A 19,305-nucleotide genomic window follows, 5' to 3' on the forward strand; every position below is an offset into this window, starting at 1 on the left:
ATTGGTCGAGTTTATCATTCTTCGCCAGGGAGAACAAATCTGGCGGAAGGCCAAGCCTCATGGCAGCAGGGTCTTAAGGCCGTCTTAAGGAATCGGATGTGAGGAGGTGATGGCGGGACGCCTGGCGTGTTGCCAGGCTTGGTGAGACTGGGCACGGCACATTGCCGCGCCCAGGGCGGAAGCGCGCTTTATTAGACGCCAGGCACGTGATCGCCGACGTTCGCGCCGAACACGCGCTGACGCAGCAACGCTAGCTGGTCGCGAGTCTGTGCGGCCTTTTCGAACTCGAGATTCTTGGCGTGCTCCATCATCTGCTTTTCGAGACGCTTGAGTTCCTTGGCGAGCTGCTTCTCGGACATGTCCTCGAATTTCGCGCGAGTCTGCTGTTCCTTCAGCTCGGCGCGCGCGTCGTCGACGTTGTACACCCCGTCGATGATGTCGCGAATCCGCTTGACCACCCCGCGCGGCGTAATCCCGTTTTCGAGGTTGAAAGCGATCTGCTTGGCGCGCCGCCGCTCGGTTTCGTCGATCGCCCGGCGCATCGAGTCGGTCACCCGGTCCGCATACAGAATCGCCTTACCGTTCACGTTCCGCGCGGCCCGGCCGATGGTCTGGATCAGCGAGCGCTCGGCGCGCAGGAAACCTTCCTTGTCCGCGTCGAGAATGGCGACCAGCGAGACTTCCGGAATATCGAGCCCTTCGCGCAGCAGGTTGATCCCGACCAGCACATCGAATGTGCCCAGCCGCAAATCGCGAATGATTTCGACCCGTTCCACCGTATCGATGTCGCTGTGCAGGTAACGCACCTTGACGCCGTGATCGGCCAGAAACTCGGTCAGTTGCTCGGCCATCCGCTTGGTCAGCACGGTGACCAGCACGCGGTCGCCGACCTTGACGCGTTCGTTGATCTCCGCGAGCACATCGTCGACCTGTGTGCGCGCCGGCCGCACCTCGATTTCCGGATCGACGAGGCCAGTAGGACGCACCAGTTGCTCGGCCACCTGCCCTGCCGTTTTCTGCTCGTAATCGGCTGGCGTAGCCGACACGAACACGACCTGGCGCATCTTGCGCTCGAACTCGTTGAACTTGAGCGGGCGATTATCGAGTGCCGACGGCAAGCGAAAACCGTAGTCCACCAAGTTCTCTTTACGCGCCCGGTCGCCGTTGTACATGCCGTTCAACTGACCGATCAGCACGTGCGACTCGTCGAGCAGCATCAGCGCATCGGAGGGCAAGTAGTCGACCAGCGTCGGCGGCGGTTCGCCCGGGGCCGCACCCGAGAAGTGCCGCGAGTAGTTCTCGATGCCCTTGCAGAAGCCCAGCTCCTGCAACATCTCCAGATCGAAGCGGGTGCGCTGCTCGAGCCGCTGCGCTTCGACGAGTTTGCCGCCGCTATAGAAGAATTCGAGCCGGTCGCGCAATTCGGTCTTGATCGTTTCGACCGCGCGCACCACGGTATCGCGCGGCGTCACGTAGTGCGACGACGGGTACACGGTAAAGCGGGAAATCTTCTGCCGCACGCGGCCGGTGAGCGGATCGAACAGTTGCAGCGTCTCGACCTCGTCGTCGAACAACTCGATGCGCACCGCCATTTCGGCGTGCTCGGCCGGGAAAATATCGATCGTGTCGCCGCGCACGCGGAACGATCCGCGCTGGAAGTCGGCTTCATTGCGGTTGTACTGCATCGCGATCAGCCGGGCGATGATGTCTCGCTGGCCGAGCTTGTCGCCGGTACGCAGCGTCAGAATCATCTTGTGATATTCCGACGGGTTACCGATACCGTAAATCGCCGACACCGTGCCGACGATGATCACGTCGCGCCGTTCCATCAGGCTCTTGGTGGCCGACAGGCGCATCTGCTCGATGTGCTCGTTGATCGACGAATCTTTCTCGATGAACAGATCGCGCTGCGGCACGTACGCTTCCGGCTGGTAGTAGTCGTAGTACGAGACGAAGTACTCGACCGCATTGCGCGGAAAGAACTCGCGGAACTCGGAATAGAGTTGCGCGGCCAGCGTCTTGTTCGGCGCGAACACCATTGCCGGCCGGCCGAGCCGCGCGATGGTATTGGCCATCGTGAAAGTTTTTCCGGAGCCGGTCACACCGAGCAGCGTCTGGAACGACAAACCGTCCTCCACGCCTTCGACGAGCGTGTCGATCGCCGTCGGCTGGTCGCCGGCGGGCAGATACGGCTGGTAAAGCTGGAACGGCGAGCCTTCGAACGTGACGAATTTGGATTCGTCGAGCGTCTCGTCGGCTTCAGTCAGATGTTGTTCGGACATGGGGAGCGGCACCGGGCCTTGGGCAAAGAACTATTCTAACGGGTTGTGGAAACCCGAGCCGAGCGGGTCTGCGTAGGGGGCTGGGGCGGCGGGGGGATGCTTGCGGCCCCGTTTTGCGGGCTTGCTCGAGGGCTTGCCTGGCGGCTCGCTTGCGGCCGTCCCGCGCAGATCCACTACGAGCAGATGACGCCTGAGTGCCTGTTTTTCAAGCAAATAATTCAGCCCAACAGGCGTTGTCGTCCGAAAAACGCTCGCGGATTCGCTACAATGGCAAGTTGCGCTCGCTCGCCGAGGCCCGCCTTCTGTCTGAATCGTCTGTCAGACACCTTTGGCCGGGCCGCCCGCGCTCGAAGCCGCCTTCTTCTCACTACCGCTGCTACCCATCATGTCTCTGTTCTCCGCCGTCGAACTTGCTCCCCGCGACCCGATTCTGGGCCTGAACGAAGCCTTCAACGCCGATGCGCGCGCCACCAAGGTCAACCTTGGTGTTGGTGTGTACTTCAATGAAGAAGGCAAGATTCCGCTGCTGCGCGCCGTGCGCGACGCGGAAAAGGCACGCGTCGAAGCCGCGCTGCCGCGTGGCTATCTGCCGATCGAAGGCATCGCTGCCTACGACGCCGCCGTGCAAAAGCTGCTGCTCGGCAACGACTCGCCGCTGATCGCCGCAGGCCGCGTCGTAACGGCGCAAGCACTGGGCGGCACGGGCGCGCTGAAAATCGGCGCCGATTTCCTGAAGCGCCTGAATCCTTCGGCCAAGGTCGCGATCAGCGACCCGAGCTGGGAGAACCACCGCGCGCTGTTCGAAGGCGCCGGCTTCGAAGTCGTGTCCTACCCGTACTACGACGCGCACACGCACGGAGTGAATTTCGAAGGCATGCTGGGCGCGCTGAACAGCTATGCCGCAGGCACGGTAGTCGTGCTGCACGCGTGCTGCCACAACCCGACCGGCGTCGACCTGAGCGTCGACCAATGGAAGCAGATCGTCGAAGTCGTCAAGGCGCGCAATCTGGTGCCGTTCCTCGACATCGCGTATCAAGGTTTCGGCGATAACATCGATTCCGACGCTGCAGCAGTCCGCCTGTTCGCGGCATCGGAACTGAACGTGTTCGTGTCGTCGTCGTTCTCAAAGTCGTTCTCGCTGTATGGCGAGCGCGTCGGCGCACTGTCGATCATCACGGCAAGCAAGGAAGAATCGGCTCGCGTGCTGTCGCAACTGAAGCGCGTGATCCGCACCAACTACTCGAACCCGCCTACGCACGGCGGCTCGGTGGTCGCAGCGGTGCTCGCGTCGGCAGAACTGCGCGCCACGTGGGAAACGGAACTCGGCGAAATGCGCGACCGCATTCGCGCGATGCGCAACGGTCTGGTCGAACGTCTTAAGGCAAGCGGCGTGGATCGCGATTTCGGCTTCGTGAACGCACAACGCGGCATGTTCTCGTACTCGGGTCTGACCGCGCCGCAAGTGGACCGTCTGCGTGAAGAGTTCGGCATCTACGCTGTGAGCACGGGCCGCATCTGCGTGGCTGCGCTGAATACGCGCAACCTCGACCTGGTGGCTGGCGCAATCGCTCACGTGTTGAAGTAAGGCATTCAGAGCGCGAGCGACTATTGCGCGCGCTTTGCTGATGCCGCCTGGGCTGCTCGTGTTAGCTCGTGTTACTTAGGCTGCCTGAACTGCTTGTAGAAACGGCGCCCATTTCGGGCGCCGTTTTTTATTGGCTGCTACTGCAACTCTGATGCGACCGCACCACACGAGTTGCTACCGCTTCAGCGCGCATCCCGATGAATATCATGCGTGACAAACCCGGAGTCGTTGTCAGGCATGGCCAGCCAATCGGGTTGAGCAAGCGAGTGACGAATATCTTCCAGACCACTCTGCCAGTGCTCACGCATTGTCGACAGACCGAACTGGAAGTCCTTGTAGTGTCCTTCGTACTCTTTGTGCCGGTAGATGAGATGGATGACGTTGTAGCGCTTCGAACACGATAGATCATCCGCCAGCTTGCACCACGGATCGTCGCGCTGGTCGGACGGCACGCGATCGAGCACCTCGCGCAGCACATGCCGGAAACGCTGCGAACGTTGCAGCATATCGGTCACGAGACGCGTGCGGCTCGAGTACTGAATGTCTTTCATGCGCCCTTGAACATCAGTGATGTTGTCCGGCACCGGCCCGATCGCGCTCCATAGATCGACCTGAAACGCGAGCGTGTCGCGACGCGGCGTGGACTGAATCACCTCGTAGAGCGGCGTGTTCGACATCAAGCCGCCATCCCAATAGTACTGGCCGTCGATCTCGACCGCCGCGAAACCCGGCGGCAACGCACCTGACGCCATGAAATGCTCCGGCTTCAGTTTCGTATGCCTGTTATCGAAGTACGCAAAATTGCCGGTACCGCAATTCACCGCACCCACCGACACACGCATCTCACCGGAATTGATCCGGTCGAAATCACATAAAGCTTCGAGCGTTGCTTTCAGCGGCGTGGTGTCGTAGTAGCTCGCCAACTGCGGCGGCCCGGAAACGGTGGGCAACGGCGGCGGGAAACGCGGCACGAAAAAGCCCTTTTGGCCTTCCACGATCGCGCCGATTGCCTGGGTGGCCGTGAAGGCCTTGCGAATGGCGTCGCTGGAATTGAACAGCGCATGCTCGATAAAAGCCGGCAACGGCGGCCCGAACGCCGGTTGGCAGATCGTCTCCCAGAACTGCAGCAGCCGCTCGACGCGTTTCTCGGGCGGATTCCCAGCAATGACGGCCGTATTCAGCGCGCCAATCGAAATGCCGGCAAGCCAGTTCGGCTCGATGCCGGCTTCGTAAAGTCCCTGAAAGACGCCGGCCTGATAGGCACCCAGCGCACCGCCGCCTTGCAGCATCAACGCGACGGTTTCGTAGTTAGGCAAATGGAGATGCCGGCCGGGATGCGCGGCGGGCGCGGGGCCGGCACCCTCGCCTTCCCCACCGCCGGACGCGCCGACGCGCGCCCGCTTGAGATTGCGTTGCGCCATGGGCGCCTCCTTATTGCATATACCAGCCGTGGCTCACAATAAAGGACTGGCCGGTCAGCGCCGCCGTCGGGAATGTGGACAGGAACAGCACCGTTTGCGCGACGTCTTCCACCGTGGTGAAAATCCCGTCGACCGTGCCACCCAGCATCACGCGCTTGACCACGTCTTCTTCGCTGATGCCGAGCTCTTTGGCTTGCTCGGGAATCTGCTTGTCGACGAGCGGCGTACGCACGAAGCCTGGACACACCACATGCGAGCGCACATTGTGTTTCGCGCCTTCCTTGGCCAGTACACGCGAAAGCCCCAGCAGTGCATGCTTGGCCGTCACATAGGCGGATTTCAGCGGGGATGCTTCGTGCGAATGGACCGAGCCCATGTAGATCACGATGCCGCCGCGATCGTCCTTGTACATGTGCTTGAGCGCGGCCTTGGTGGTGAGGAAGGCGCCGTCCACGTGGATTGCCTGCATCTTCTTCCAGTCGGAAAACGAGTAGTTCTCGATCGGATTGACGATCTGAATGCCGGCGTTGGAAATCAGAATGTCGATCGAGCCGAACTCGGCCGCGACTTTGTCGATGCCCTGGTTGACGGCGTCTTCGTTCGTGACGTCCATCGCCACGCCGATGGCTTTTCCGCCACCCTTTTTGATTTCTTCAGCGACGGCGTTCGCGCCGTCCTGGTTCAGGTCGGCGATCGCGACCGCGGCACCCGCGGCGGACAGCGTGAGCGCAATCTGCTTGCCGATGCCGCTCGCGGCGCCGGTAACCACCGCGACCTTGCCATTCAGATTCGTGTTCAGTGATGACATCCAGAACCTCCATGCAGTTGATGAGCAATGAGACCATGGGCCGCAGGCGGCGTGAAGTCCGCCAAACGGCATAGGCCGTTTGGCCGAATGCTGCACTGCGGCCAACGCTGCTATTGTGCATGAACCGTGTGAACTGCATCCGTAAACCGCACATCGAGCCTTATCTCTTTAAACTAGGCGTTTTCAGCGGGATTCCGGCGGCATCACTATCAAGGAGGAATGCATGAATTATCGACGTCTGGGCCGTTCCGGCCTGCAAGTCAGCGAACTGTCCATCGGCTCATGGGTCACCTACGGCAATCAGGTGGATCATCGTGCGGCGCGCGAATCCCTCGCGGCCGCGCGCGATGCGGGAGTCAACTTCTTCGACAACGCGGAGGTTTACGCCGCCGGCCAGTCCGAAGAGATCATGGGCCAGGCGCTCAAGGAACTGGCGTGGCCGCGCGTGAGCTATGTGGTATCGACGAAATTCTTCTGGGGGCTCAACGAAGCGCCGAACCAGTACCACACGCTGAACCGCAAATATCTGCTTAATGCGATCGACACGTCGCTAAAACGCCTGCAACTCGATTATGTCGATCTGGTGTTCTGTCATCGTCCTGACCCGAACACGCCGGTCGAGGAAACCGTCTGGGCCATGAGCGACATGATCACACGCGGCAAGGCGCTGTACTGGGGCACGTCCGAATGGAGCGCCGATGAAATCCGCTCGGCTTACGATATCGCCGAGCGGCATCACCTGCACAAACCCGTCATGGAGCAGCCGCAGTACAACCTGTTTCACCGCAAGCGCGTCGAGCAGGAATATAAGCGGCTTTACGAGGATATCGGCCTTGGGCTGACCACATGGAGTCCGCTCGCATCCGGCCTGCTGACGGGCAAGTACCGCGACGGCGTACCTGCCGATAGCCGCGCGCAACTGCAAGGCTACGAGTGGCTGCGCAAGCAGGTCACCGATGCCGGCAAGAACAACGTGGTCGGCAAGCTGGGCGAACTGGCCGACGAGCTGGGCTGCACGGTCGGCCAGTTGGCGATTGGGTGGATTCTGAAGAATCCGCATGTGAGCACGGTCATCACCGGCGCGTCGCGCGTCGAACAGATCGCTGAGAACATGAAATCCGCCGATGTGGCCGAGCAGATCACGCCGGAGATCAAGCAACGGATCGAGGAAATCATCGGCGACGCCCACGACTGATCAGCCGCTCGCCGGACCACGGAGCATGGCCCGCGCGCCATCCGGGCCGTGTTCCGCGTAACGCACTGCGGAGGGCAACGCGCGGTCGCGTACAATACGCGACCGCGCCGCACTTCAGTTGTGCTGCCGCATTGCACTCGCATCGCCGAATCCGCCCTGGACCGGCCACGCCCTCTTTCAGCGTCTCCTCATCATGCTCAGCTATCGCCACGCCTTTCATGCAGGCAATCACGCCGACGTTCTGAAACACGCCGTCGTGTTGCAGCTACTGCGCTACCTCGGCCAGAAGGACAAAGCCTACTGGTATATCGACACGCACGCGGGCGCCGGCGTCTATTCGCTGAAGGAAGGCTACGCGACCAAAACGGGCGAGTTCCAGACCGGCATCGCCAAGCTATGGGAGCGTAACGACCTGCCACCGATCTTCGCGGATTACGTCGACGAAGTGAGTGCGCTGAATCCGGACGGCCAGTTGCGCTTCTACCCGGGTTCGCCGTATATCGCGTGGCGGCAGATGCGCGAGCAGGACCGCATGCGCCTGTTCGAACTGCACACCACTGAAATCGACGTGCTACGCCATAACTTCCGCGACGCAGGCCGCCGCGCGATGCTTTATGCGGGCGACGGCTTCGACGGCATCCTGGCGTTGTTGCCTCCGGCGCCACGCCGCGCGCTGGTGCTGCTCGATCCGTCGTATGAAGACAAGCGCGACTACACGCGCACGCTGCGCTGCGTCGAAGAAAGCCTGAAGCGCTTTCCGACCGGCACCTACGCGGTCTGGTATCCGCAGGTAAGACGCCTCGAATCGCAGCGCTTCCCCGATCAGTTGAAAAAGCTGCAGGAGCGCAACTGGCTGCATGTGAGCCTGACCGTCAGCAATCCGCCGACCGACGGCTTCGGCTTGTTCGGCAGCGGCATGTTCATCCTGAACCCGCCTTATACGCTGGCGAAAACGCTGAAAGACCAGATGCCCTGGCTGGTCCAGGCGCTCGGCGAGGACAAGGCCGCGCAGTTCAAGGTCGAATATCGCGGCGATTGAGCGTCGCTGCGGGCTCCGCGCGAACTTGTAGCGTGGCGGCCAGGCACGGCACGATCGCGGTTTGCGCGGAACCATCTCATGGCACTCAATCCGCTCTGCTAGTTTGCGCACGGGAGCGTCACTTGAGTTGCTCTGCTGCCTTACGAGCGAAGTCGTTGGTATAAGTCGCGTTCAGATCGATTTTTTTCGGATCGAGCCGATTATCGAACGACGACAAGGCACGCAATGAGGTGGCCGGACCATCCGCGGGCATCAAGCCATCTGGTGAATACGCGTCGCGCACGTTGTGGAACGACTCCACATAGAGTGCCGAATCGTTGAGCAAATAAGCCGGCGGCACCATCTTCAGCAAGTCGGCATCGCTCGCGGTCTGCAACCAGCGGTCCGCGCGCACGATCGCATTGGCGAGCGCCTGCGTCGTCTTCGGATACTTCTGGATGAAAGTCTCCGATGCATAGAGCGTCGCCGCCGGCATCGTGCCGCCGAATATCTCCTGCGTGCCCTTCACGGTACGTGTATCGACCAGCACTTTGATCGCGCCACTGCGCGTCAGTTTGGTCATCATCGGATCGACATTCGACAACGCGTCGAGCTGACCGCCGCTCACCGCGGCGAGTACCGTGGCCCCGCTGCCCACGCCGATCGCCGAAATCTCGTTGCGTTGCACGCCGGCCTTGCGCAAAGCCACGGTGAGCACCAGATCCGTCGACGAACCCGGCGCGCTCACGCCGACTTTCGCCCCCTTGAAGTCCGCCAATGTCTTGATTTGATCCGCCTTCGACTTCAACACAGCGACGACGATCTGTGGCGCGCGGCCCATCAGCGCGAACGCACGGTAGCGTTGCCCCTTTGCCTGCATGAACAGCGTGTGCTCGAATGCGCCAGCTCCCACGTCGGCGCTGCCCCCCACGACCGCTTCCAGCGCCTTCGACCCGCCCGCAAAATCTTCTAGCGTAACGTCGAGCCCTTCGTCCTTGAAGTAGCCCAACTGCTGCGCGGCGAGTACCGGCAAATAGTAGAGGCCCGGCAAACCGCCGACGGCCATCGTCAGCGTGGGTTTCTCCGGTGTGTCCTTGGCGAACGCGACACCGGGCGGTGCCGTGGTCACGATCAGCGCGATCAATGTCGCGCAAATACCGGCGGCACGCCGCATCCAGTGAGTAGGCATTGAATGTCTCCTTGTTCTGTTTTCATTCGATGCGATGGTGCAACGCATCGTGCATGGCCCACATCGCGGGCGAGAGAGCGCGCAACGATTGTCGTCGGACGGTTTCTTGCACGCCATGCGCCGAAACCCGAATGCCGCACAGAGTCTCGCTTATTAGCCGCAGGCTTGCGTGCACATGCGGCGGCACGACAGCGGAGCCGCCGCTCGAGGCTCAACAGACGGAAAAGAAACGACCGGGAGGTAGCGCGTGAAAAGACGCTTATTGCGCGCGCGGCGCCGGACGAGGTTGTGGCCGTGGTTGTGGATAAGGCGTGCCACCGCCGACAGGCACCGGGATGTAAGGCGCGACAACAACCGGCATCGACGAATTGGGCGCCAACTCGGTAGGCGTCGCGATGGGTTGCGCCTCTACGATCGGCTGTCGCGAAAGCGGCGCGGTCTGCAGCACGGTGCCGCTCTGACCGTCGCTTATCCCGCCCTGCGAATCGAGTATCACGGGCTTGCGGGCGTTATTGCTGGACGCGGCGAAAGTCGCGGGTACGGCGAAAACCGTTGTCAGCGAGGCCGCGACGGCCATGACCACCACGGTTTTGAGCAAGCGGACAGGAAGCATTGGGCGGACCGGTTAGGTTTGAAAATGCCGGATTGCGCAGAAAACGCTTTACCTTACCGCGCCGGTAACTGTCAGGCTAGTCGTTATTGGCCATGAGTAGCGTCGGCGCGCCGCTTGCGCGCAATTTTTCGCGGCCCAGATGTGACAAAGCCCCGTCTATACGGGGCTCAACACTTTACCGCGATGGCCGCACTAGCGCTGCCGGGTCAAACTCAATGCGATTGAAACTTACAGCGAGTAGCCGTTGGTTTCGAGCGAGCGAATGCGTTGTTCGAGCTGAACGATATCCGACGATGATGCCAGATAGGCTTCACGACGGCTGCGTTCTGCGGTTTCAAACCAGGTGCTCAGCTTTTCAAGTACGTATGCAAACATGATGTTCTCCAAGGATCAGATTGAATCCCCGGTGAGTTTTGCATCAGGGATTTCCCGTAAAAGGGTTAACCCGGATTATAGCCCTATGGTGCAACCTTGCCAGTGAAATGCCCGCATGACGTGCATTCCGTTTTGGAATGGTGCACGCTTACGGTGCACTTAAGTCATTGATTTAGCTCAATTCAAGATGATTTTTTCGAGACGCCTGATATTGCCCCAAATTATTTTGCACCATCACAGTGCTTTTGACTGCCCGGCTGCCCCAAATCTCCGATCAGGGTTGCACCCAACCGACTCAAATCGGATGACAACCCTTCCCCGACACCAGATCGGTATCCGCGAGCCGTTCGATAATCGGGCAATCGGGGCGCTCGTCACCGTGGCAATGATCCGCCAGGTGCGCCAATGTGTCGCGCATGTCGGTCAGTTCGGCAATGCGGCGATCAAGTTCCGCGACGTGCTCCAGCGCAATCGCCTTCACTTCGGCGCTGGCGCGCGAGCGGTCGTGCCACAGCGCCAGCAACCGGCGGATGTCTTCGACCAGAAAACCTAGCCGGCGCGCCTGCCGGATGAAACGCAGCGAATGAACCTCCTGCGGCCCGTATACGCGATAGCCGGCGCTCGTGCGCGCCTTTGCCGCCAGCAGGTCCACGCTTTCGTAGTAGCGAATCATCTTCGCCGTGACGCCCGACGCGCGGGCCGCTTCACCGATATTCATGACTGTTTCCCCAGTGTGCGCGTCGATCGTACACCTTCCCATGGTGGGAAGGTCAGCTACTCAAATGCGCATCGGCAGGCATAATTCAACCATCGCAGCATTTACTTTTTTAAGGCAATTCCCATGACGATCGAATTCCAGGTAGAAGGCATGAGCTGCCAGCATTGCGTGGCTGCGGTCACGAATGCGATTCGTGAACACGATGGGGCCGCGCAGGTACACGTCGATCTGGCATCCGGCCGTGTGGCGGTCGAATCGGCACAATCCGCTGACACGCTGAAGACCGCTATCGACGAGGCCGGCTACACGGTTACGGCCGTGACCAACGGCTCGGCCCGCTAGGCTGGCCTGTATGTTCAAAGTTGCTGTCATTGGTGCTTCCGGACTGCTCGGCCGGGTTCTCGTCGACGAACTGGCGCGACAGGCAGGCTGGCAAATTGTCGCTACGGCGTTCAGCCGGCCGGGACCGAACACCGTTGCGCTGGATATTCGCGACGCGCGGGCGGTCGAGCAATTTGTCGAGCGCGAAGCGCCGGACGCGCTCGTGATTGCTGCAGCGGAACGTCGGCCGGATGTATGCGAGCACGACCCGGCGCTCGCCCGGGCGTTAAACGTCGAGGCGGTACGCACACTGGCTGCAGCCGCAAGGCGTCGCGGCGCATGGACGCTCTCGATCTCAACCGACTATGTGTTCGACGGCACTCACCCGCCCTATCAGCACGATTGCGCGCCCGCGCCGCTCAATGCCTATGGGCGCAGCAAACTCGAAGGCGAGCACGCGCTGACGGCTTCCACCGATCTCGGCTGCGTGCTGCGTTTGCCACTGCTGTATGGGCCGATCGTTGATTGGGCAGAATCGGCGGTGACGAGTCTCGTGCCGGCGATTGCCGCATCGGCTTCGCGCGATGGCAACGCGGCGGTCATGGATGCATGGGCGATTCGCTATCCCACCTTTACGCCGGACGTCGCGTTCGTGATCCGGCAGATGCTCGAACGGCATGCGAATGGTGAAACGATCCACGGCATCGTGCAATGGTCGGGCGGCGAGCCAATGAATAAGTATGAAATCGCCATGCGACTTGCAGAAGCGTTGCAACTCAATGCGCAACTGACGCCACAGCACCTGCCCACTGACGCCACGCCGCGTCCGCATAACTGCCACCTGGCGTCGGACCGGCTCGAGGCGCTCGGCATCGGCCGCCGCACGCCGTTCGACGTGGCGATCCGGCAAGTACTGGCGGGGTTTCCGTGGCGAGGTGAAATGCCGGCGTAGCGCCCGGCTGCGGGCTTAACCGCGACAGGTGGCGCCCACGTTCCACGGCTCGTCGACAGGCTGCCTGGCATCGGGCCTGCAAGCCTGGCGGCTGCAGATCGGCATCAATGAAAATCGCGGCTGGCCGTAGCCAGATCGCCGAGCCATTCACTGTGGTCCTCGAGTCGATGCGCAACGAGATGAACGACCTCGCCCTTCTGTTTCTTTTTCACGTTGGCCGCCTGATTGGCGTTCACCACGTTGCCGGCGCCGTGACCACCGGTAGAAACGCCGTCGTCACGCTGCAAGACGCCATACACCGCGAGCAACGATGCACCCAGTAGCACCTTGCGCTGCTTTTCCACCAGCGATGGCCAGACGATCACATTGATCGAGCCAGTCTCGTCTTCGATGGAAACGAACACCGTGCCGTTTGCCGTGCCCGGCCGCTGCCGCACGGTGACGATGCCGCAAGCGCGCGCCAGCGTGCCGTGCTGACACGCGGCGAGTTCGGCTGCCGTGCGAAAACGTTGTTTGACAAGACGCTCGCGCAAGAATGCGAGCGGATGACGATTGAGCGTGAGGCCGAGGCTCGCGTAATCGTCGACGATCTCGTGACTTTCGGCTGCCTGCGGCAATGCCAACCGCGCTTCGTCGATCGGCGCATCGCGCAGCAGCTTGGGCACCGTGTGCTGCGCGGTCACCGCCCACCACGCTTCGCGCCGATGGCCTGCGATGCTGACCAGCGCGTTCGCCGCGGCAAGCGCTTCGAGATCACGCCGAGTCAATGCCGCGCGGCGCGCCAGATCGTCGACGTCGGTAAACTGCGCGTCGCTGCGAGCCGCCATGATGCGTTCGGCAGCCACCTGTGAAAAACCTTTGATCAAGTGCATGCCGATGCGCACCGCCGGACCGCGTGCACCATAGGTATTCGACGCCTGGAAGACGCGTGCGGTCAGCCGTTTTGCCGCGCGCCGGATCGTCCGGGCCACCGTGAAGCGCCGCAGTGACAGGTCGCGTAATTGCTGCGCGGATAATACGCCCTGCTGACGATGCAAACAGGTCTCACTCGATGAAATCCGTTGCCCTTCCTGACCGCGTCGCTCGAAGGTGGATTCCCAATCGCTCAAGGTTACGTCGGGCGGCAATACAGGGACGCCGTGACGCTTCGCGTCCTGCACCAGTTGCGACGGCGAATAAAATCCCAACGGCTGACTGTTGAGCAAACCCGCCAGAAAAGCGGCCGGCTCATAACGTTTCAACCACGCGCTGAGATAGACGAGCAAGGCGAAGCTGGCCGCGTGACTCTCCGGAAAGCCATACTCGCCGAAGCCTTCGATCTGTTTGCAGATGCGGGCGATAAAATCGGGCTCATAACCACGCGCCGACATGCGGTCGGTCAGATCCTTCTGATACTTCGCCAGATTGCCGCTGCGTCGCCATGCAGCCATTGCTCGTCGTAACTGGTCGGCTTGCTCACCGGTGTAGAGCGCGGCAACCATCGCGAGGTGCATCACCTGTTCCTGAAAAATCGGCACGCCGAGCGTACGTTCGAGCACCGGCCGCAATTCATCCTTTGCGTAGTCCACTGCCTCGAGACCCTGCTTACGGCGCAAATACGGATGCACCATGCCGCCCTGAATCGGCCCGGGTCGCACGATCGCGACTTCGATCACGAGATCGTAGTACTTGTTGGGCTTCAGCCGCGGCAACATGCTTTGCTGCGCACGCGATTCGATCTGGAATACGCCGATCGTGTCGGCATGGCCGCACATTTCGTAGACGGCTCGATCCTCGCGAGGAATATCCTGCACCCTGAATTTCGGAAAGCCGCGCCGCAATGCGACGAATTCCAGCGCGCGCCGAATCGCCGATAACATGCCGAGCGCCAGCACGTCGACTTTCAATAGCTTGAGCGCGTCGATATCGTCCTTATCCCATTCGATCACGCTGCGGTCTTTCATCGTCGCGTTTTCGATCGGCACGAGTCGCGACAGCTTGTCTTTCGCGATCACAAAGCCGCCGACGTGTTGCGACAGATGACGCGGAAAGTTGCGCAACTCCTGGGTGAGGCGAATCAGATTGCGCGTGATATGGGATCTGGCATCGAAACCCGCTTCAGCCAGATATTTGGCGACCGCTTCCGTGCCGTCCCACCACTGCTGCGATTTACTGATCCGTTCGATCAGCGACGCTTCGAGTCCCAATGCCTTACCGACATCCTTCAGTGCACTGCGCGCGTGATACGTAATCAGCGATGCCGTCAACGCCGCCCGATGACGGCCGTATTTACCGTAGATATATTGAATCACCTCTTCGCGGCGCTGATGCTCGAAATCGACGTCGATATCAGGCGGTTCGTTGCGTGCACGCGAGATGAACCGTTCGATCAGCATATTCATGTTGACCGGATCGATTTCCGTCACATGCAGGCAGTAACACACAATCGAATTTGCCGCCGAACCGCGACCTTGGCACAGAATGTTTCTGGAGCGCGCGAAGCGCACGATATCGTGCACCGTCAGAAAGTACTTTTCGTATTTCAATTCGGCGATCAGCAACAGCTCTTTCTCGATCTGACCAATTCGTTTCAGATCCATGCCGTCGGGCCAACGCTCGATTGCGCCGGCCATGACCAGCTTGCGCAGATAACTCGACGGCGTTTCGCCGCTGGGCACCAGTTCTTCGGGATACTCGTACTTGAGTTCGTCGAGCGAGAAGCGGCATAGGGCTGCAATACGCAGCGTTTCTTCGAGCGTGGCGTGAGGGTACAGTTTGCCGAGCCGCACGCGAGTGCGCATATGCCGCTCGGCATTGGCCTCGAGCGCGTGACCACACGCCGATAGCGGAGTGACGAGGCCGATCGCGGTCAGGGTGTCCTGCAGTGGCTTGCGCGATCGCGCATGCATCAGGACACCACCTGCCGCCACCAGAGGCAAACCGCTCGCATTTGAAATCATCCGCAACGCGTCAATCTGAAGATCGTCGCTGCCGGTTTGCCAGAGCTCTAGTGCGATCCATGAGCGTTGCGGAGCCAATGAGGCGAGCCAATGCGCGCAGCGCAACGTGTGTGAGAGCGTCGCCGTACGTTGCGGCACAAGAATCAGGACGCAATCGGGCAAGGTTTTGAGATGTTCGAGATGCGGCAACGCATCAGTGAAATCAGATGGGCTGAGGCGATAGCTGCCCTTGTCGGCACGCGAGCGGGCGAGCGTGATCAGTTCGGAAAGATTGCCGTAGCCATTGCGGTTGATTGCGAGTGCAACCAGTGTGCAGAAGGGTTCACCTGCATCGTTCGTCAGGTTGAGTTCGCTGCCGATGATTAGGTGAGGGATGGGTTTTAGTGCTTCCTGGTCGGTGGGTTCTTGTTGGGTGGGTTCTTGTTGGGTGGGTTCTTGTTGGGTGGGTTCTTGTTGGGTGGGTTCTTGTTGTGGGGATTCCTGTTGTGGGGATTCCTGTTGTGGGGATTCCTGTTGTGGGGATTCCTGTTGTGGGGATTCCTGTTGTGGGGATTCCTGTTGCGAACCCGCTGACGCTGCGGCCGCCGGCATTGCTGCTTCCTCTAAAGACGTTCCTGCTTGCGCGGCTTTCGCCTTGTCTTCGCGCTCCTTCTGTTGGCGCTCCCGCTCCTGTTTGATTTCTCTCACCCTCGTGTGCGCACGCACGACGCCTGCCAGTGAGCATTCATCGGTGATCGCGAGCGCGCTATAGCCGCGCGACATCGCCTGCTCGACGAGTTCATGCGGATGCGAAGCGCCGCGTAGAAACGAGAAATTAGTCAGGCAATGCAGTTCCGCATAGGGCGGCAGTTGGGCTGCAAGCGTCTGCTCCAATGTGAACGAGGGCTGAGAATTTGCCATGATGCTCAGCCAAACAAACCCTGCAAATACCACTCACCATTAAGACGTTCACGGAACACCCAGAACATATGTCCACGATCGTCTGCCGCGACGTAGTAATCCCGCTCGACAAGATTACCGTCCCACCACCCGGCCTCGATCCGTTCGGTACGCGTGAGCATTTTCAGCGGCCGACGATAGATCGGCCGCTGGTCGCGCATCATCAGGCGCAGCGGTTTGTCGAGCATCCAGACGGGGCGAGGCTGCGATGGCAATGCACTGTCGGGCAGATCGAGTGAAGCTTGGGCATCGACAGGTTGCCTGGCGAATATGCGGCTGCTTTTAGCACCACTCGTTTTGTCAGGCTGTTGGAATATGTCTGCTGTGTTTGCTGCGCTCTCCGCCTGTTCTGCCTGTTCTGCCTGTGTCGTCTGTGTCGTCTGTGTCGCCGTATCGTCGTCTGCGCGCACACTTTCCAATGCAGCAAGCTGCAACTCATCGGTCAGCCAGGTTTTATCCGCTTTGATTTTTTTCCTGGCTTTCGCAGACGAACGCCTCTTGCGCGAAAACGCTTGCGCCTGGTAGGCCTCGACGCGCATTGCCCGCTCAGGCCGATGATCGTCCTGCACCGACATCTGTAACACGTTCTCCGGCCCCAACCGCGCGCTCAAACGTTCGAGCAGCCGTGCGATCGAATCGCCATCTGATTCGGGCATTGGAAACAAAGTGTCCGACCGCCCTGCATACTCGCCAATCTCATCCGCAACCAGCTTCAACTCGATCACGGGCGCCACCAGAACCGTCTGATTCAATTTCTCACGCAACAGCCAGATCAGATGCTCGGCATCGCGCGACGGTATAGCCCATGCGACCTTCAAGCTCGACGTCTTCGGCGCGTGACGGGATGCCAATTCGTGTTCGAGCAATAACGTGTAACCACTGAGCGCGGCATGATGCGCGCTCAACCAGCCCGCCAGTTGCGCAATCAGCCGACGTGCGGCGAATAGCAGTGCGTCAGCGTTATCGACCCGTGACGGCAATTCCAGCTGCGCATGAAACGATGCCGGCGCACAAAACGATTCGCGCGGATCTGGACGCGTGCCATATGCTTGCGCCAGCAAATCCAGAATGCCGCTGCCAAACCGCCGTACGACACCCGACCTTGGCAACCGACGCAAATCGGCCAGCGTCGAGCAACCAATATGTGTAAACGCATCCCGATGCGCCTGCGCAACCGGCAGCAACGACACCGATACGCGGTCGAGGACGCGCACAAGCAACGTTTCCTTTATCACATGCCAACGGTGCCCCTGCCGGGCAGCATGCGCCTGCGCCAAAAGCCACGCGCCCCAAGCTGTTGGAGCGCACGCGATGCGCGCCGTATAGCCGAATTCAGCCACCGTCGCGGATACCCGTGCCAGCAACTTGCGCAAGCCACCAAACATCCGCAAACCAGAGCCGACTTCCAGCAACAAGGTGTGCGCGTGCGCGAGCGACACCTTCGGTGTGTACGTCAGCAAAGCGAGCGCCATCGCTTCGAACGCCTGGGTTTCGCGGCCTGTATCCGCGGCAAGCATCTTGAGACCAGGAGCCAAAGCCAATGCGTACGAGCGCGGATGACCCGCATGCACTCCAGCACGCAATGCATCGGAATCCGGCATCAAGATGTGCGCGTGATCGGCCAGCGCATAGCAGCGCACCTCCGTGACGTTTTCGGCACCTGAAGGTTGGCTTGCCTTGTCGCCCGGCTCACACCGATTCGGCTTCGCGGGCGAACCATCCGGAAGCGGCTCCAGTGGTTTCACTGCTTCCAGCGATAAGAGTGGCAATGTGACTGCGATCCACAGCATGTTTGATCTCTCGTCCTTGATTGCTGCCGACTCGGTTTTCCGGCAACAAGACGCTTTGTAACGGCAAAATGAGACGTAGAGGCTCAACTAGCGGCGGCCCGCGGCGCTTGAAAATGTCGATCGAGATGCCGATCTCCTGCAACCATTGACGACGATTGATCGTCTGCGCATTGGCCGGTAAGAGCGGCTCGCAGATCATTCGTAATGGCGCCGGCGAAGATTGCGTGGCTGCCTCGACAGGGCGGATTAAAAATGCCAACGACGCCGACTCCTGAGCCGCCACCTGGAGGCGCCGAACCTTATCGGCGCGCGCATTCGACAGCCATACCAGCACTGCTCCGACGCCATCCTGCTTCAATGCCTGAGTGGCAGCCCACAGCGCCTGGTCTTCACCCGAGCGTATCCATAAGACGCGCTCGACATCGATACCCCAAGCCCTCAGTGCCGAAGCACAAGGCTGATAAGGGGGCGCTACGAGCATGACGTTTCGTGCAGCGTGTGCCGTAAGATGCCGAAGCGCGTGGGCCAGCAGGCGCAGTTCGCCAACTCCTTCGTGCTCAATCAATAACTCCGTCAGGCCGCCGGTCGACCAACCCTGCCCCGGCAGCAGTTGATCCAGCGCGGCATAGCCGCTGGAAATCGCCCGCGAGTCCGCCTCGGCAAGCTCATTGCCCTGCCACACCTGACGCCTCAATTGTGACGACAGCGTTGTTGTCATCAGGTGAATCGCTGCTGCCATAGTCACGCTCGTTCAATAAGGAACGCTCCGCCCTGCCCGGCCTCGGACAAAGATAGGGGCGACCATTTTCACTGTATATTTATACAGTATTTTGAGGAGGATGTTAAGACAAAGCGATGCAGCGAAACGCTCAAGAAGACTCTGAAGGGAGTTATTGAAGCTGCCTTGTTGCTGGTTTTTCGCCTGCGAGAGAGCTGTCCCCTTGGGGTTGCTGCTATGCGAACGAAACCAGAATTAGCGTGTTCTGCGAGGGATGGGAGTGTAGAACCCGTGCACGTATGTCGTGGATATGGGCAAGCTGACGGGTTACACGAACGCGCTGCGGATCAGGGAGAAGCGATGCCGGAGGAAGTGGGAGCGCATCGGGCCATGTCTCTCGCGATGTCTCGCGATGTTTCCTGATCTGGCCATTCGATGGGCC

The 19,305-nt window shown here is 60.5% G+C and carries 15 protein-coding genes; 5 read left to right on the forward strand and 10 right to left on the reverse strand.

Annotated features, from left to right (window positions below; translation table 11 throughout):
• Positions 1-191 precede the first annotated feature (191 nt).
• Positions 192-2,282 carry an excinuclease ABC subunit UvrB gene (gene uvrB / locus PQR53_RS33045; protein ID WP_408463783.1) on the reverse strand — a complete coding sequence of 697 codons (2,091 nt, stop codon included), beginning with the start codon at positions 2,280-2,282 and terminating at the stop codon, positions 192-194.
• Positions 2,283-2,667: 385 nt separating this feature from the next.
• Between uvrB and PQR53_RS33050 the strand changes: the two genes are divergently transcribed.
• Entirely contained in the window at positions 2,668-3,867 is a 1,200-nt protein-coding gene (locus PQR53_RS33050) for an amino acid aminotransferase (protein WP_408463786.1), read from the forward strand.
• 182 nt (positions 3,868-4,049) lie between these two features.
• On the opposite strand, the gene PQR53_RS33055 is transcribed toward PQR53_RS33050, so the two are convergent.
• Both PQR53_RS33055 and PQR53_RS33060 read right to left on the reverse strand, forming a co-directional pair.
• The gene (locus PQR53_RS33055; RefSeq protein WP_408463789.1) at positions 4,050-5,288 is read right to left on the reverse strand and encodes a DUF3734 domain-containing protein; all 1,239 of its coding nucleotides are present in this window, start codon (positions 5,286-5,288) and stop codon (positions 4,050-4,052) included.
• Between the two features lie 10 nt (positions 5,289-5,298).
• Positions 5,299-6,096, reverse strand: coding sequence for a 3-hydroxybutyrate dehydrogenase (locus PQR53_RS33060; protein ID WP_408463792.1), 798 nt, complete (start codon positions 6,094-6,096; stop codon positions 5,299-5,301).
• A 223-nt stretch (positions 6,097-6,319) separates the two neighbouring features.
• Between PQR53_RS33060 and PQR53_RS33065 the strand changes: the two genes are divergently transcribed.
• Together PQR53_RS33065 and PQR53_RS33070 are read left to right on the forward strand one after the other, a co-directional pair.
• Positions 6,320-7,291, forward strand: a complete 972-nt coding sequence (locus PQR53_RS33065) for a potassium channel beta subunit family protein (protein ID WP_408463795.1) — start codon at positions 6,320-6,322, stop codon at positions 7,289-7,291.
• A gap of 193 nt (positions 7,292-7,484) precedes the next feature.
• Positions 7,485-8,330, forward strand: a complete 846-nt coding sequence (locus PQR53_RS33070) for a 23S rRNA (adenine(2030)-N(6))-methyltransferase RlmJ (protein WP_408337264.1) — start codon at positions 7,485-7,487, stop codon at positions 8,328-8,330.
• A gap of 118 nt (positions 8,331-8,448) precedes the next feature.
• On the opposite strand, the gene PQR53_RS33075 is transcribed toward PQR53_RS33070, so the two are convergent.
• The 4 genes from PQR53_RS33075 to cueR all read right to left on the reverse strand — a co-directional run bounded on the left by PQR53_RS33075 (position 8,449) and on the right by cueR (position 11,204).
• Positions 8,449-9,498 carry an ABC transporter substrate-binding protein gene (locus PQR53_RS33075; RefSeq protein WP_408463798.1) on the reverse strand — a complete coding sequence of 350 codons (1,050 nt, stop codon included), beginning with the start codon at positions 9,496-9,498 and terminating at the stop codon, positions 8,449-8,451.
• A gap of 259 nt (positions 9,499-9,757) precedes the next feature.
• A complete protein-coding gene (locus PQR53_RS33080) occupies positions 9,758-10,111 on the reverse strand; it encodes a hypothetical protein (RefSeq protein ID WP_408463801.1) in 354 nt (117 codons plus the stop codon).
• Between the two features lie 228 nt (positions 10,112-10,339).
• Positions 10,340-10,486 carry a DUF3563 family protein gene (locus PQR53_RS33085; protein WP_074284875.1) on the reverse strand — a complete coding sequence of 49 codons (147 nt, stop codon included), beginning with the start codon at positions 10,484-10,486 and terminating at the stop codon, positions 10,340-10,342.
• Between the two features lie 295 nt (positions 10,487-10,781).
• Positions 10,782-11,204, reverse strand: a complete 423-nt coding sequence (gene cueR / locus PQR53_RS33090; RefSeq protein ID WP_120293352.1) for a Cu(I)-responsive transcriptional regulator — start codon at positions 11,202-11,204, stop codon at positions 10,782-10,784.
• Positions 11,205-11,327: 123 nt separating this feature from the next.
• Here cueR and PQR53_RS33095 point away from each other — a divergent pair, with 123 nt between their 5' ends.
• Positions 11,328-11,546, forward strand: coding sequence for a heavy-metal-associated domain-containing protein (locus PQR53_RS33095; RefSeq protein ID WP_408463803.1), 219 nt, complete (start codon positions 11,328-11,330; stop codon positions 11,544-11,546).
• A 10-nt stretch (positions 11,547-11,556) separates the two neighbouring features.
• A complete protein-coding gene (locus tag PQR53_RS33100) occupies positions 11,557-12,477 on the forward strand; it encodes a dTDP-4-dehydrorhamnose reductase family protein (protein ID WP_408463806.1) in 921 nt (306 codons plus the stop codon).
• Between the two features lie 104 nt (positions 12,478-12,581).
• Here PQR53_RS33100 and PQR53_RS33105 read toward each other — a convergent pair whose 3' ends face one another.
• Genes PQR53_RS33105 through imuA form a run of 3 tightly spaced genes read right to left on the reverse strand, consistent with a single transcriptional unit; the run spans position 12,582 to position 18,884 of the window.
• On the reverse strand, positions 12,582-16,316 hold the full coding sequence (locus PQR53_RS33105; RefSeq protein WP_408463809.1) for an error-prone DNA polymerase: 3,735 nt from the start codon (positions 16,314-16,316) through the stop codon (positions 12,582-12,584).
• A gap of 5 nt (positions 16,317-16,321) precedes the next feature.
• Positions 16,322-18,145, reverse strand: a complete 1,824-nt coding sequence (locus PQR53_RS33110; protein WP_408463824.1) for a Y-family DNA polymerase — start codon at positions 18,143-18,145, stop codon at positions 16,322-16,324.
• The gene (imuA, locus tag PQR53_RS33115) at positions 18,045-18,884 is read right to left on the reverse strand and encodes a translesion DNA synthesis-associated protein ImuA (protein ID WP_408463812.1); all 840 of its coding nucleotides are present in this window, start codon (positions 18,882-18,884) and stop codon (positions 18,045-18,047) included. Before imuA ends, PQR53_RS33110 begins: the two co-directional genes overlap by 101 nt.
• Positions 18,885-19,305: the final 421 nt, after the last annotated feature.

The organism is Paraburkholderia fungorum, assembly GCF_046027605.1.
Lineage (GTDB): Bacteria > Pseudomonadota > Gammaproteobacteria > Burkholderiales > Burkholderiaceae > Paraburkholderia > Paraburkholderia fungorum_F.

Coding starts and splice junctions, on each gene's coding strand:
- PQR53_RS33110 (WP_408463824.1), bottom strand. CDS start 18,145: ATGCTGTGGATCGCAGTCACATTGCCACTCTTATCGCTGGAAGCAGTG.
- PQR53_RS33065 (WP_408463795.1), top strand. CDS start 6,320: ATGAATTATCGACGTCTGGGCCGTTCCGGCCTGCAAGTCAGCGAACTG.
- PQR53_RS33075 (WP_408463798.1), bottom strand. CDS start 9,498: ATGCCTACTCACTGGATGCGGCGTGCCGCCGGTATTTGCGCGACATTG.
- PQR53_RS33080 (WP_408463801.1), bottom strand. CDS start 10,111: ATGCTTCCTGTCCGCTTGCTCAAAACCGTGGTGGTCATGGCCGTCGCG.
- PQR53_RS33095 (WP_408463803.1), top strand. CDS start 11,328: ATGACGATCGAATTCCAGGTAGAAGGCATGAGCTGCCAGCATTGCGTG.
- uvrB (WP_408463783.1), bottom strand. CDS start 2,282: ATGTCCGAACAACATCTGACTGAAGCCGACGAGACGCTCGACGAATCC.
- PQR53_RS33055 (WP_408463789.1), bottom strand. CDS start 5,288: ATGGCGCAACGCAATCTCAAGCGGGCGCGCGTCGGCGCGTCCGGCGGT.
- cueR (WP_120293352.1), bottom strand. CDS start 11,204: ATGAATATCGGTGAAGCGGCCCGCGCGTCGGGCGTCACGGCGAAGATG.
- PQR53_RS33070 (WP_408337264.1), top strand. CDS start 7,485: ATGCTCAGCTATCGCCACGCCTTTCATGCAGGCAATCACGCCGACGTT.
- PQR53_RS33060 (WP_408463792.1), bottom strand. CDS start 6,096: ATGTCATCACTGAACACGAATCTGAATGGCAAGGTCGCGGTGGTTACC.
- PQR53_RS33085 (WP_074284875.1), bottom strand. CDS start 10,486: ATGTTTGCATACGTACTTGAAAAGCTGAGCACCTGGTTTGAAACCGCA.
- PQR53_RS33100 (WP_408463806.1), top strand. CDS start 11,557: ATGTTCAAAGTTGCTGTCATTGGTGCTTCCGGACTGCTCGGCCGGGTT.
- PQR53_RS33105 (WP_408463809.1), bottom strand. CDS start 16,316: ATGGCAAATTCTCAGCCCTCGTTCACATTGGAGCAGACGCTTGCAGCC.
- PQR53_RS33050 (WP_408463786.1), top strand. CDS start 2,668: ATGTCTCTGTTCTCCGCCGTCGAACTTGCTCCCCGCGACCCGATTCTG.
- imuA (WP_408463812.1), bottom strand. CDS start 18,884: ATGGCAGCAGCGATTCACCTGATGACAACAACGCTGTCGTCACAATTG.